Source organism: Photobacterium sp. SP02 (assembly GCF_038519165.1).
Taxonomy (GTDB): domain Bacteria; phylum Pseudomonadota; class Gammaproteobacteria; order Enterobacterales; family Vibrionaceae; genus Photobacterium; species Photobacterium halotolerans.
Genome location: NZ_JASJOJ010000010.1, coordinates 49,098 through 63,177, shown reverse-complemented (window position 1 = coordinate 63,177; position 14,080 = coordinate 49,098). Strand labels below are relative to the sequence as shown.

At 50.9% G+C, this 14,080-nt stretch carries 12 protein-coding genes; 3 read left to right on the top strand and 9 right to left on the bottom strand.

The features are described from left to right. Positions 1 to 8: 8 nt before the first annotated feature. From P0Y67_RS06820 to P0Y67_RS06790, 7 genes are all read right to left on the bottom strand, one after another. Positions 9 to 1,394: an alkaline phosphatase family protein gene (locus tag P0Y67_RS06820; RefSeq protein ID WP_342391264.1), complete on the bottom strand. Its 1,386-nt coding sequence runs from the start codon at positions 1,392 to 1,394 to the stop codon at positions 9 to 11. Continuing rightward, entirely contained in the window at positions 1,387 to 2,589 is a 1,203-nt protein-coding gene (eboE, locus tag P0Y67_RS06815; protein ID WP_342391263.1) for a metabolite traffic protein EboE, read from the bottom strand. Before eboE ends, P0Y67_RS06820 begins: the two co-directional genes overlap by 8 nt. Before the next feature lie 38 nt (positions 2,590 to 2,627). Continuing rightward, positions 2,628 to 3,512, bottom strand: coding sequence for a TatD family hydrolase (locus P0Y67_RS06810; RefSeq protein ID WP_225445231.1), 885 nt, complete (start codon positions 3,510 to 3,512; stop codon positions 2,628 to 2,630). After that, positions 3,499 to 4,443 (bottom strand): EboA domain-containing protein, encoded by a 945-nt coding sequence (locus tag P0Y67_RS06805; protein ID WP_342391262.1) that lies wholly within the window; start codon positions 4,441 to 4,443, stop codon positions 3,499 to 3,501. The genes P0Y67_RS06810 and P0Y67_RS06805 overlap by 14 nt, the downstream gene beginning before the upstream one ends. A gap of 17 nt (positions 4,444 to 4,460) precedes the next feature. After that, complete coding sequence (locus tag P0Y67_RS06800) at positions 4,461 to 5,384, bottom strand: UbiA family prenyltransferase (RefSeq protein ID WP_342391261.1); 924 nt, start codon at positions 5,382 to 5,384, stop codon at positions 4,461 to 4,463. Continuing rightward, positions 5,384 to 7,300: a 3-dehydroquinate synthase gene (locus P0Y67_RS06795; protein ID WP_342391260.1), complete on the bottom strand. Its 1,917-nt coding sequence runs from the start codon at positions 7,298 to 7,300 to the stop codon at positions 5,384 to 5,386. Before P0Y67_RS06795 ends, P0Y67_RS06800 begins: the two co-directional genes overlap by 1 nt. A gap of 417 nt (positions 7,301 to 7,717) precedes the next feature. Beyond that, positions 7,718 to 8,197, bottom strand: coding sequence for a GNAT family N-acetyltransferase (locus tag P0Y67_RS06790; RefSeq protein ID WP_342391259.1), 480 nt, complete (start codon positions 8,195 to 8,197; stop codon positions 7,718 to 7,720). Between the two features lie 191 nt (positions 8,198 to 8,388). Here P0Y67_RS06790 and P0Y67_RS06785 point away from each other — a divergent pair, with 191 nt between their 5' ends. The 3 genes from P0Y67_RS06785 (at position 8,389) to P0Y67_RS06775 (ending at position 12,604) form a co-directional block, all read left to right on the top strand. Next, the gene (locus P0Y67_RS06785) at positions 8,389 to 8,706 is read left to right on the top strand and encodes a hypothetical protein (RefSeq protein WP_342391258.1); all 318 of its coding nucleotides are present in this window, start codon (positions 8,389 to 8,391) and stop codon (positions 8,704 to 8,706) included. Between the two features lie 270 nt (positions 8,707 to 8,976). After that, positions 8,977 to 11,406: a M9 family metallopeptidase gene (locus tag P0Y67_RS06780; protein WP_342391257.1), complete on the top strand. Its 2,430-nt coding sequence runs from the start codon at positions 8,977 to 8,979 to the stop codon at positions 11,404 to 11,406. A 283-nt stretch (positions 11,407 to 11,689) separates the two neighbouring features. After that, entirely contained in the window at positions 11,690 to 12,604 is a 915-nt protein-coding gene (locus P0Y67_RS06775; RefSeq protein WP_342391256.1) for a pirin family protein, read from the top strand. A 114-nt stretch (positions 12,605 to 12,718) separates the two neighbouring features. Here the strand turns inward: P0Y67_RS06775 and P0Y67_RS06770 are convergent, their stop codons facing one another. Together P0Y67_RS06770 and P0Y67_RS06765 are read right to left on the bottom strand one after the other, a co-directional pair. Further along, complete coding sequence (locus tag P0Y67_RS06770; RefSeq protein WP_342391255.1) at positions 12,719 to 13,489, bottom strand: helix-turn-helix domain-containing protein; 771 nt, start codon at positions 13,487 to 13,489, stop codon at positions 12,719 to 12,721. A gap of 15 nt (positions 13,490 to 13,504) precedes the next feature. Then, positions 13,505 to 13,966, bottom strand: coding sequence for a carboxymuconolactone decarboxylase family protein (locus tag P0Y67_RS06765; protein WP_342391254.1), 462 nt, complete (start codon positions 13,964 to 13,966; stop codon positions 13,505 to 13,507). Between the last annotated feature and the right edge of the window lie 114 nt (positions 13,967 to 14,080).

The window sequence follows — 14,080 nt, the reverse complement described above, 5'->3', positions numbered from 1 at the left end:
TTGCCTCGCTATTGAAAGTGCTGTTGCAACAGACCACAGACTTGCTGCATGGGTAGACAATCCGGCTTATTCAACCGGTCTAACATCTGCTTATTATTAGTAATGAATATCGGTCCATCTTCCGGCCGCTCGGCCAGACGCCCGTGACTGCCTTTCACTAGGGAAGGGTCCAGAGGAATGACGTCCATGAGCATGCGCTGCCCGAGTTTTTTCTGTAGCAATCGGGCGGCGATTTTCAGTTTGACGAATCGAATTGTAGGGTCGACAAACAGTTCTGCCGGGTCGTAGCCGGGTTTGCGGTGAATATCCACGGTACGGGCAAAGTCAGGGGCTTTGCTGTCATCCAGCCAGTAGTAATAATTAAACCAGCAGCCCGGCTCGGCGATCAGCACCAGCTCACCCGAGCGGGAATGAGCAATGCCAAACGCTTGCTGCTCCTGGCCGTCAAGCACCCGCTCTATGCCAGCTTGTGCCTGCAGCAGAGATTTCACGGCAGAAATATCAGCCGGATCTTTGATATACACATGCGCAACCTGATGATCCGCAACGGCAAAAGCACGACTGCTGCCACAATCGAGCAGTTCCCAGCCCAGAGATTCCCTGACACGCAGTAAACCGGCTTCGCGTAACAGCCGATTGACAGACACCGACTGACTGACCTGCGTAATCCCGTATTCAGAGACCACCATGACATCGGTGCCCTGCTCACGGGCAAACTCAAGCAAACGCCCGGCTTCGTGATCGATCATCGCCAGATCTTTGGCAATTTCCGGTGACTCCGGCCCTAAGCGCTGCAGGTTGTAGTCGAGGTGCGGTAAATACACCAATTGGAGATGCGGGCGGTTCAGTGTGAATTCGAGCATGGCGCAATCCACTATCCAGCGGCTGGATCGGATATCGGCCGTCGGCCCCCAGAAATTGAAAAAAGGAAACGTGCCGACTCTTGCTTCGATCTCCTGATGAAGCTGCGCCGGTTCTGAATACAGGCCCAGGATTTTCCGGCCATCGGCAGGGTAATGCGGACGTGGCGTGATCGCATGATCGACATCCGCGTACATGTTGTACCACCAGAACAGTTGTGAGCATTTCAGCCCGGGATTGTTCCGTTTAAGCTTGTGCCAGATTTTCTCGCCCTGAACCAGTTGATTGGGTTGCAGCCAGAATTTTACTTCTGCCAGTTCGCGAAAATACCAGCCGTTACCCACTATGCCGTGCTCACCGGGCGACAAGCCTGTCAGCATGGTAGCCTGCGCCGTTGCCGTCACCGCAGGAAACACCCCTTGCATGGGTAACATGATGCCGTCATTGACCAGCGCATTCAGCTGAGGCGTGTGCTCACCGAGCAAAGCAGGCGTGAGCCCGACAATATTGATCACGATTAAGGGCTTAGTCATGATATAGCAACCCTCTGTCGGCCAGTTGCTGCTCCAGCCAGTGCAACTCACCGGCAATACCATCAATCAGGGCATCATCATCCTGAGGCTGCAACGCAGCAGGCAACACATCCCAGGTGTAGGTTTCGACTTCCAGACAGGGCTTCACGAGATCCTGATAGTCAGCAAGAAATTGAAAAACACCATTGAGTGTGCCGTGCAAAGGCTTGATCGCCGGGTGTATACAAGATGAAAAGCTGAGTGGTATATGAAAATGCACCCGCCAGCTCGTTGTATCGTTAAGTCCGGTGCGCGCCATATACATTGACGCTAATGCCTCAGACAAATCCGGCACAGCGATAATTGTTCCGTCCGGCCGACAGGCTTTTACCTGATGCAGATAGCGCGCTTCGGCGAATTCAGCCAGCAGGTCATGCACATCTGACACGGGATCCTGCAAACTTTGCGTATCCACTTCAAACGCATTGGAAATCTGGATCTTTCCTATTGTGATGCCGGCTTCAGTGATCCGGCGTAAGGCATCATAGCTATCTTCATACATCACGCCCTGATGGCACACATCAAAACACACACCCAGATGCGCCGGATATCCGCCATTGGCAGCTGTCAGCGCCGAGAAAAACGCGATCAGCTGCGATGTGGTTTCAAGCACACAGTCAGGCTCCATTTCCAGACACACCACTATGTGCTTGCCCTCCAGCTCTTTCAGCACAGCCAGTTCGGCATTGAGCCGTAACAGCTGTTCGATACTCCTTTGCTGTTTTTCCTCACTCCATTGGTGCCGGTAGCCTAATGGCAAAGTTGAAATCGTCCCCTGCGCAACAGATTCAGGCAGGCAGCTTGCCAGAACCACGCCCAGCTGACAGGTATAGTTCAGGCGATCCGGTTCACTCCAGTCTGGCAGATACACCGCCTCTTTCACCTTGGTCTGATGAAAGTTTCCATAGGGAAATCCGTTCAGGCTGGTCAGTACAACACCGTGACGCTGAAGGGTTTCTCTGAACGCTTTTAACGATTCAGGCGACTGTAACGTACTGGCAGCAGCGGCACTGAGCCAAAGGCCGCTTGCCATGTCTGACAATGAGCGCCTGGCCATCACACGGGAAAAATACCGCGCCAGATTCTCTTCAACATCGGCCAGTTGCTCGCCTGGATGGAGATTGCTGCAGTAAGTCAATTCACTCCGTCGCCACATATGCACCACTCCTTGTGATTTGATTTCTGGGACTGCAGTCAGCTTTCGACTATGGGTGTTTGCCCGCGCAGCGCCGAATTGGATTCCCATAACCTGGTCTGATCAACGCTGATGGGGACACTGACGTCTTCTTTGCTGATACGTCCGCTTTGAGCAAAAAAATCTATCGGGTTATCAAACAGCACTTTGGTGATATCGGCATCGCTGTACCCCGCCTGCCGCATCGCTGCGCCTGTTTTCGGTACTTTGAGCGGATCGCTGCATCCCCAGTCTGCGGCACTGTTCACCACCATTTTTTCCAGCCCGTACTCTTTGAGCAGCGCGACCATACGGTGTTCAGACATCTTGGTATTGGGGTAGATTGAGTGGCCGCGCCAGCAGTCGGTTTCCATCACCAGAGGCAGCGTCTGTTCATTCAGATGATCGATAATGACCATGTGTTCAGGAATACCCACTTCACGGATCAAGGCAATGGTACGTTTCGTTCCGCCGATTTTGTCTCTGTGCGGGGTGTGGACCAGTACCGGCAGTTCAAACTCCATCGCGAGCTGCATTTGTTCCGCCATAAACAGCTCTTCTTCAGGCGTAATATCGTCGTAGCCGATCTCGCCAACGGCAACCACACCGTCTTTTGCCAGAAAGCGTGGCAGTACCGCCATGACTTCATTTGCCAGTCCCAGATCGTTCGCTTCTTTGGGGTTCAGCCCCATGGTGCAGTAATGATGGATACCAAACTGGCTGGCCCTGAACCTTTCCCAGCCTAACAAGGTGTCAAAATAATCAATGAAACTGCCCACAGAAGTCCGTGGCTGTCCCTGCCAGAAAGCCGGCTCAATAACGCCGACAATACCGGCGGCGTACATACGCTGATAATCGTCCGTGGTGCGCGACACCATGTGAATATGCGGATCAAAATATGTCATGATTGAAGTACCCGGTTAGTGAAGAAAGCGATTGAGAATGGCCGAAGCGAGACGCGGTCAGAAGATGGTCAATCAGTTGTTGAACCTCGCTGGTAAGCGACGGTGAATGCCTTGCTGAGAGCCTTTGCCAGAATGAGTCCGGGCAATCCTGTGCACCATTATTGGCCAGTGCCAGTAAGGTGTAGTACTGATGCGCATCAGATTCGGAAAAAACATAACCCAGATAAGTATCTTTGCTACTGTCAGACAAATACCGAAAGCGCATCCCCAGCCAGACAGACTCGGGTACCGCACGTTCAGCCAGTAATCGCTCCTGCACCAGATCAGCACAAAGTTGTGTCAGTTCAGCCGACTGACGCAGTGGCAACCCTCTGACTGATTCAATATTCAAATCAAGAAACAGCGCCTTGAGCACTAACTGATGAAACGCCCGCTCGTTGAAATACTTCACCGGGTAGGCGTTGTTAAGCGCCAGTGCCGCAAACAGATTCACATCATTAGTACGGGCTGTTTCGTGCGCAATCCGGTTCAGTTCGTGATGACTGGACAGCCAGTCCAGTGCCCTGACAACGACAATCTTCTCGTTTTCGTCAAACTGACGATAGGCAGAGAACAGCACGTCACTCCAGTTTGTTGCAGGCACTATGGTTCTCAATGTCAGTAACAGAAGCAGACGCCCGGCCTGATCCACCTGCCAATCTGTTCCTTCCGGCTGATAAGGCAGCGCCTGCTCTCCCAATTTTCGCCGCGCCATGGCACTGGTGAGCAGTAAAGCGGATACCGCGTCCTCCACAGATTTGGTGCCGAGAATCTTATCTCTGGCGACCTGCAGCCAGGTTCGGGCTTCAGGAGTCAGGGCTACCGCCAGCTCACTTTGCAGTGCGTCGGGTGAAAAGGGGCTGAGCGGAGTATCGAAACGTCGTGAATGCATGACTTGGTCTCACACGATCAGGTTGCCTGTATCCACTTCTGTAAACCAGGCATGATGAAAAACACCGCCACGCACAACAGGCTCGGCAGAATCAAATTCATACTGGCAAGCATTAAGCCATCCAGCAGCGGTACAGCAGCAAGCAGCCCGCCGATAAAGCCCCGTACATTTTTGTGCGGAGTGAACAGGCATCGCTGCATGGTATACAGCAAATACAGACTCAGACTGCAGGCATAGAGCCAAAAATAGGGGAAGGTATAACCAAGAAAACTGACCAGAATAACAGGCAGGAAAAGCAAGCCGACTGACCAGAACTGAGACACTTTGTTGGTGTGCTCTTCACGGGCAACATAGGTGATTCCGCTGATATAGAGACACAGCGCCAGTGCCGCGAGAAATAACTCAGGGGTGATCTCTGCCAGCATTAATGCGGCAACCAGATAGACGCCTAAACGGCATCCGCCCATCAGCACCGCACTGTGCCTGAACTGCTTATGTACCCGGTTATACAGCAGTATTAAAGCCGCCAGTAAACCAACCGCAACCCAGCCATATACTGCCTGTTCGGGAACGGCACGCTGATACAAACTGCCTGCCAGCCCCATTCCCAGCACCAGCATCCCCAACCCATTGAGCCAGACTGCAGCTGCAGATACCTTACCCTGAGTGATTGGCCTGGCGTTGTTATTATGCCTGTCCCAGTTGGCGTCAAAGGCATCATTGAGAAACATACCGGCCAGGTACATCAGTGAGAGTGATAACAGACAACCGGCCCACAGCATAATTTGTAAGCTAAGACTGCCCGGTATCCATTCTTCTTCGCTTCCCACAACCTCATGGCTCAAGCTGGCCTGCGCTATCAGCGCGGCAGCAAACACATTGCTCCAGACACTGGGCAGATTGGATGCGCGGCCGAGTGTCAGCCAGGTATGCAGACGCATTAGCCCACCTCCGACCAGGTGAGGGAATCACTTTGCGCGGCGACGTCAGCCTGATGCTCACGCTTCAGGGCCAGCAACGCGATAAACAACCGGTCGGCATCGATATCGTGCACTTCAACTCCCACCCCGACAGACGACAAAAGCGTGACACATAACTGGCCGCCGAGGTGTTGCCGGAAATCCTCCAGCCCCTGAAACACCACAGGCTGCCCCTGTTTATCACACTGATCCAGTGCCGGGTGCCACAAGGAAAAACCGAGTGCTGTCAGCAGCTGAATCAGCCTTTGCTGGTCACTCTGGCTCAACAGACCGATCTCTGTCGCATAATACGCATCCAGTGCCATGCCTATCGCAACGGCTTCACCGTGACGACATTCATAGTGGCTCATGGCTTCCAGTTTATGTGCGGCCCAGTGACCATAATCCAGCGGGCGGGCGTTTCCTGTTTCAAAGGGATCACCGGCAAGCGTAATCTGGTTAATGTGCAGTTCGGCACAACGCGCGATGGCAAATTGGGTGGCCTGATTGTCAAAGGTATTCAGCGAATGCGCGTTGTTTTCCAGCCAGTCGAAAAATTCAGCACTGCGAATGGCGGCCACTTTCACCGCTTCCGCCAGACCAGCACGACGATCACGGTATGACAAGGTATTGAGCAGCGAAAAGTCGTTAAGAACCGCGAACGGCGGACAAAATGTACCGATAAGGTTCTTTGCCCCATAACCGTTCACGCCATTTTTCACTCCGACACCCGCGTCATTCTGGGCCAGCACTGTACTTGGCATACGCAGTAATTTAATGCCGCGGTGAAACGTAGCGCACACATAACCCACAGTGTCGAGCACAGCGCCGCCGCCCACCGCAATAACCACATTGTGTCTGTCAACCTGGTGTTTCAGCAGATACTGATAAAGCTTGTCTGTTTGCGATGCCTGTTTTATCGCCTCCCCGCCTCTCACTACCAATGGTTGCCCTTTCAGGTGTATGTATTGGTGATGCTGCTGAAAATAAGCCTGCGCCCGTTCCAGCCAGTCAGGACTTTCATTCACTACGCCCTGATCAACAATCAACACACAGCCTTGAGCCGCCTCTTCCCGGCGGGCTCTGAGCAAGAGTGTCAATAAATCAGAGTTGCTGAGGGAAAATACATCGTGAGTAAAACAGATGGGGTATTGATACTGAACCGTGAAGCGGGCTTTGATTGTCTGGATTTCTGTTGCTGACGGCTGAATGTCTGATGTCGATGCGCCAGCTGTAAAAGTCACACGGCGCCAAAGTCTCTGCAGCAGCCAGCCAATCACCGGAATCAGCACACTGCCGGCTACCACCAACAAGAAAGGATCACTCTTGTCACTATAAAGGCCGACATACGCATAAGCCCCCGCCAACCAACTGTTGGCCAGCGACGTTAACGCAAGGAATCTGATAAAGGGGTACTGAACCATACCAGCCGCAATCACTGAGGTTTCAGCAAGTACGGGCACACCCCGCATCATGATGAGCGCACCGCTCCCCATTTTCTCCGCTAATTGCCGTGCCTTTTGGCGTTCTTTAACAGATAACCAGCGCGTACCAATCCATTTTTCAGAGCAGTCGCCGAGCCAGTATCCAATACAGCAACCCAGAGTCAGCCCTAACCAGACAGAAGCCGCACCGGGTAACGGGCCTAAAACGGCCACAGCAGACATTGCCACAACGCTCGAAGGGACAGGCAAAATAATGTCAAATGCCAGCATAGCGACAACAAAGAGAAAGAGCAGAAAGAGCCCGGTACCGTGATAGCCGGACAGTTCAGAGATGGCTGATGACACCCACCGCATTGCATCCTGTTCAAATAATAAAAAGCTGACGATGATCAAGGCCATTACACTTGCACAGTAAAGCAGCAAGCCAGTGCCTGTTCGTTGAAATGTATCCATAATGTCCCAACCTTGCCCAACTGAAAATGGGTGACTCACCAACCGGGTACTTCGCACTCGCTTACTGACTTATCCCTGTCAACAGAAAGCAAAAAGGCACTCTGGTCACTCAACGCTGAGTCAAGAATCACACCACATAGTTTCCATAAAGGAATAATTGTTGTTTGAGTTGAATATAGCCCTGCCAGAATAAGGGCTAATGGAAGAACACGGCTTGTACTCAACCAAAGGTTTATATTGCGAGCTGATTAGGAAAAGAAATGTAAAAAACAATAAAGTCAGTTACATTTTAGTGAATGGACAAATAATCAAGTAACAATTTAAAATCAATAAATTAAGACGATACAGGATATAAAGACTTGGATTTTCACTCACCTGAAGATCTCAGGTAACCTATCATTCGTATCGCCACCATAGTTACTCCCTGTCAACTGAGTGAAAAAGCATATTGAATTCAAGTTCAGATTCGCTCACACACTGGAAGCCAAGACGTTCATATAAACGCCGGGCTGGGCTGCCTTTTAATACGCTTAAGGCTATAGACTCATTATTGTCCGTCGCTTTAGTTATCAGCTCAGTGATGAGTGCCCAGCCTATATTATGACTCTGATACTCGGGAAGGATTTGAATCTGAGCCAGATACCACTGGTTCAAATCTGCCTGATAAAATGCTTTAAACAAGCCAACACGCTTATCGGCTATTTCCACAATTTGCGCGTCATCAAAATGATAGAGAATTCGGTTTTTATAGGCATCTTTGTCTGTCGGTGCACCTGCCTTTTGCAAATGCTGCCGCATAGTCTGATCACGCAATTCCAACAAAAAGTCCATATCTGCCCATGTCGCTTTTCTGAGTCGAACCGGGTAAATGTCCATGCTTACTTCATCCTGTTTCATCTTCATCTTGATAATAAGTAGCATAGTATCAAACACTTAAAATCAATCCAGATCATACACACATCACTCATTCGAAAAAACCGAACAAGATGGAAGAAAAAACACACTGTAACGTGACCAAAATCACACTTAGTATAGCTGCATGCTTTAAAACATCCTTCTTCATCTGAATCAATTGTCGGAGTCACACTATGAAAACCTTTATTGCAGCCCTGTTCACAGCCGCCATCGCATTTTCCGGTTCAGCATTCGCCGATTTAAAAGAGTCACTCACGGTACAAGTTACGCCTTTAAAAGGCGGGGCGTGGGTGTTCGTTGAAAAAGAGGGCGTACCGCAGGCCAATGTTGATGTCTCTGTGCCAAACCAGAAATCCCATTACAAAACCAAAAAAGACGGGCGTGTGTTTGTTTACAGCCACAGAGAAGCGGCCCACACGCTCACCATCAACATTTCTGAACAAGGTGGCGAGACATTTGCGGTTCAACGTCTGATTCCATCAAGCCGATAATTCAGCAGCTGCCACTACTTTCTACTGACACAGGCGCGTTTATGCGCGCCTTTTGCTATCCTGCGCCCTGCCACTCCGCCCCTTTCTGCTGGTGAGAGTTAATCTCTGCCCTGCTTTTTTGTACTTGCCTGGCAACAATGTCAGGCTGTTTCCTTTTTCGTTTATTTGTGGACCGACCTCTTAGTTTAATATTCAACGTGGTGCACTATTATTTCCTGCTGGTATAACAGGCGGCTTACCTTAATACTGATAAATCAAATGGTTGGCCATATGAAATACCTTCATTCTGGATGTCAGCGTTCAGCACTGGCGCTGCTCATCTCAACAACGTTATACGCAAACACAGCCTCAGCCGCTCCGGCCTGCGAGATAGATGCCTTGTCATCTTCACCTTCGCCGATCAAGACGATTGAACAGGCCGATCTCGAATGCAGAATTGCCTGGTTCTCTGCGTCTTCTGATACATTGAACACGCTGTTCAGCGAGAACAACATCCGTCAGATACAACAGCAGTTAATGCTGCATGTCAGCAATTATCAGGGAGAAGCCCAGCAAGCCAGTGTCATCGAAAACCTCGGTGAATTTATCCGTGCCGCGTATTACGTGCGTTATCCGCAGAAAGGGCAGTACGGCGATTTTTCAGATGCATTAGATGTGTCCCTGGCGCATACCATTAATACTTTTCTCACCTCGCCCTACGCCAGCCAAGGTGGCAAAGAACAGGTCGCGGCGTTAAAAAGCATGACAACCATGGTAGACAACATCCGTCAGTTGCCTCTGACCATGGCCAACCAATTGCAGCTGCTGAATCATTTCACCGCGGAAAAAGCACAGGATCTACAATTTGTTGACACCCTCAATAACCTGTTCCGTGCCATGAGCGGGCATATCAGCGTGGACAGTTTCTATGATGATCTGGCACAGCACCCTGAGTACCTGGAACAGTTGCACCGGTTTATTCTCGATAGCGAATGGGCGCTGGGCACTGATGCGGATTTCATTGTGACCAATGCTGCACGTGAAATGGGCCGTCTGCTGGTGACACCTCACGAATCTACCCGAACTCAGGTGCTCGCCATTCTGGAGTCACTGCTTCAGCGCTATCCGCTGGGCGGCAAGAGCGACAAAATGTGGGTAGGTATTGCAGAAATGATCAATTACTTTGCCCCCGAGAAGGCAGAAGCGCTCGGGCTGAAAGATGCCAAGAATCAGCTTGAAGCCAGAGTGATGCCGCTGCGCCATCACTGTGACGGACCGGCGATTATACGGGCTCAGGCAATGACGCAGGAACAGGCTGCAGAGGCCTGCAATATCCTTGCTGATAAAGAAGCCGATTTCCATCAGGTCGTAAACAGCGGCTATCAGCCGGTGGCCGGCGATTATAACGACAGTGTTGAGGTGATCGTTTTCAACACCAATGCCGATTATGTCAGCTACTCTAACTTCCTGTTTGGCAATACCACCAATAATGGCGGGCAATACCTGGAAGGCAATCCGGCCAACCCTGACAATCAAGCCCGTTTTGTGGCCTACCGCAACGAATATGCTGAAGGTTACAGTATTCTCAATCTCGAACATGAATATGTGCATTATCTCGATGGCCGCTTCAATCTCTACGGGGATTTCAACGATGTGTTAAGCCCGGGACACACAGTGTGGTGGCTGGAAGGTTTTGCCGAGTACATGCATTACAAGCAAGGGTATGACGCTGCCGTTGAACTGGCTCGCAAACAAACTTACTCCTTGTCTGACATACTGAGCACCACCTACGAGCACGATCTGGACCGCATCTATCGCTGGGGTTATCTGGCCGTACGTTTCCTGATGGAAAACCATCCGAATGAGGTCGACACTTTGCTCTCTTACGCTCGTCAGGGTGATTACACACAATGGACCGAAACCGCAAAAACGCTGGGCACCCGCTATGCGGGCGAGTTCAATAACTGGTTACTGACAGTAACAGCTGACAGGGAACAGCCGGGAGAACCGCAGCCAAACCCGGATGAGGCGAGATCACTGGCATTAAACAGCGCTGTCACGCTTTCCGGCGCTGCTTACAGCGAGCAACTTTTCTATATTGATGTGCCCGCCAACACCCGTAACCTTGCCTTTGCGATCACAGGTGATGGCGATGCGGATCTATACGCGAGCTATGATCGCACCGCCCATTACTACGACTATGATTTCACAGCCTTTACGGCCGGCAGTAATGAAACCCTGACTATTACCCCCGACGCCAATGGCAACATCAAGCCTGGCCGTTATTATCTGAGCATTGCCGGGCGTGAAGCTTTCAATCAGATCACGCTGAAAGCCACGGCGGACAACGTCGAACCTGGTGAGCCTGGTGAGCATACCGGTTCACAGCCCGCGGATGATCTGACACCTGTCGTATTGGAAGCCGACAAACCTCAGACCCTGAGCGTGTCAGCGCAGCGTTATCTGGCGTTTTATGTTCCTGAAGCGGGGCAAACCCTGAGGGTCTGGGTGACACCCACCAAGCAAGATCAGAAAGGTAATGTCAGCCTCTTTGCCGCCCGCGCTCACTGGCCGACAGCCGAAAAGTATGAAACCGCTTCGGCCTATCCAGGTAATCAGGCGTTCATAGAAATCACGGCAGAAAAAGCCGGGTACATGCATTTGCTGCTGACCAATGAAGGAGACACCGCCAATGTTGAGGTGTACGCAGCTACTCTCTGACCTGACAGGCGGGATCTGATCGTCGAAATCAGAACGCGTTTTACAACATAAGCGTCACTCAAACAGCGCAGTACCGACACTGCGCTGTTTTTTGTTCTTTACCCGTTGAGAACTCTCTCAGACGTAAATACCTTTCATGCATCATCCTTAAACCGGTAATTTCTTTTTCCTGCACAGGCTTTTTCCATATTTTTTCACGACCATGCTTGTTCACGGACATGATTGTTCACGAATAGCTGCCACTACTCCATACTTAAAGCAAAACGACGTGCAGGAGAGATCAATGAGCAATACGTTTAAAGAGGTTGAGCAGCCATGCGACTGTAAAGACAGCTGCGGAGCGATCGAACGCATTCTGATGGCAAAAGACAAAGACTTAGGGGGGTTTTCCGTTCGCCGGCTGCTGCCGACAGCACAACAGAAAATGGTTGGTCCGTGGATTTTTTTCGACCATATGGGCCCGGCGAATTTTCCGGCAGGCGAAGGTATTAACGTGCGCCCCCATCCGCATATCGGCATAGCGACCGTCACCTATTTATTTGAGGGCGAAATTCTGCACCGCGACTCGCTGGGAAGCCTGCAGCCCATCAAACCCGGCGACATCAATCTGATGGTCGCAGGCAAGGGGATTGTGCATTCTGAGCGTGAACGTTATGAGGTTACCGCTGTTGATCATATTCTGCATGGCCTGCAGCTCTGGTTAGCGCTCCCTCTGGCCGACGAAGAATGTGAACCGGCTTTTTATCACTATCCGGATGACACTATTCCATCCCTAAATATTGACGGCGTACCTGTCAGAGTATTGATGGGAACCGCTTTTGGCGTGACATCACCTGTTCAAACATTCGCAGAAACGCTGTACGTAGAAGCGGATCTCCAGCCGGGGCAGCGCTTCACCCTGCCGATGGCTGATGAACGCGCCATTTACATTGCCAAAGGCCAGGTCACAGCAAAAGACAGCGACTTACCGGAACACAGTATGGCCATAGTGTCGCAGCAGGAAGGCATCACCATTGAAGCGAAAGTGCCCTCCCGCATCGCCATTATCGGGGGTGAGCATCTCGGGCCGCGTTTCATTGAATGGAACTTTGTGTCCAGCCGTAAAGCGCGCATTGAACAAGCCAAAACCGACTGGCGGAATCAAGACTTTCCACTGGTGCCCGGAGATGAGACAGAATTCATTCCTTTACCTGACTAACGGCAATGAGTAACAAGAGTCTTGATTTAACAGGCGCTTGCAGCTGATAACATAAGCGTCTGTTTTAGCAGTTTATATTGGCATTCTGGGCACTGACACTGGCTGACAGAAGGGCTATCTGCCCTGCACCTGCTTCTTCTTCACCAGCAAGCTGTATTGCTTAGGGGTAATTTTAGCGATGTGGCTGAACTCTCGGGTCATATGTGCCTGATCGGCAAACCCTTGCTCAGCGGCCAGATCCGCCAGCGGGATGTCAGGCGAGAGCTGTATCAGCTCCAGCGACTGTTTAACCCGAAGAATTCGCTGATAGTATTTCGGCGTCATGCCCATCCATTTCTGGAAATGCCTTTCTATCTGTCGGGTACTTACCGGAATGGGATGATAGCGGCTGTGAGGCTGAACGGCTTTCACTATCTCAGTAATGGTATGGCGGGCAGCATCGTCAATATCCAGATTGTGTGTCATCCAGCGATACATTGTTGCTATACGCGACTGATGGCGGCGGCAATGACGGAGCTGCTCTTGCAAGGGGGCAAGAAAACATAAATATTCCGGTTCATCGGCAATGGAAACCGGATGGTCAAAACGCTTGCCCAGCACGCTGTAGCCCATGCCCGGATGGAAACGAATCCCGGCCAGGACACTACCGGGAGGCAGAGTCACATACTGGGCTTCTTTGCTGTTAGGCATGATCATCACGCCTTCCGGTTGACTGTGATTGCCAAAGCAGACCTCGCCACCCAGATTGAACATGATGCCGCTTCCGGCATCACTGAACAGCAGTTTTTTCTCTTCACCAACCCGATCAAGCGGCACAGAAAGTGACCATATTCCCTGAACATGGTCTTTCAACACACCTTGCGGTTTAAAGATCCTGAAATCCATTTAACAGTCACTACCCTATGCTGCGGTAAAACTCCCTACTTTGGGTTTAAAGGTTTTTACCACTCGATTCCAGCTGTTAATTGCATTGATGGCGAACGTCAGATCAACCATAGCCTGTTCACCAAAGGTGTCCAGCACCTGCTGATACATAACATCGTCCACTGGTTTGCAAGCGCTGAGGTGTTCTGCAAATGCCAAAGCGACTTTTTCCTGCGCGGTATAAAACGGCATGTCGCGCCAGGCGTTCAATCCCCAGATACGTTCCGGTTGCTCACCCAGTTTGAGTGCATCTTTGCTGTGCATGTCGATACAAAAAGCACATTGGTTGATCTGTGATACACGCAGTTTCACCAGCTCCCAAATGATCATCGACATGGTTTGTGATTCACTGAACTGCTGATGGAAATAGTTTTCCTGCTGTACCAGAATCTCTATCGCTTGCGGGGCAATACTGAAGTAGTTTACGCGTTTCGTCATGTGATATCTCCTCTGTCTGAAACATGAAGATACTCACCGGGGCGTGTGATTTATTGAATATTTCCGACACAAGGCCACATTCGCTCAGTCATATCATCACCACACGATGAAAAC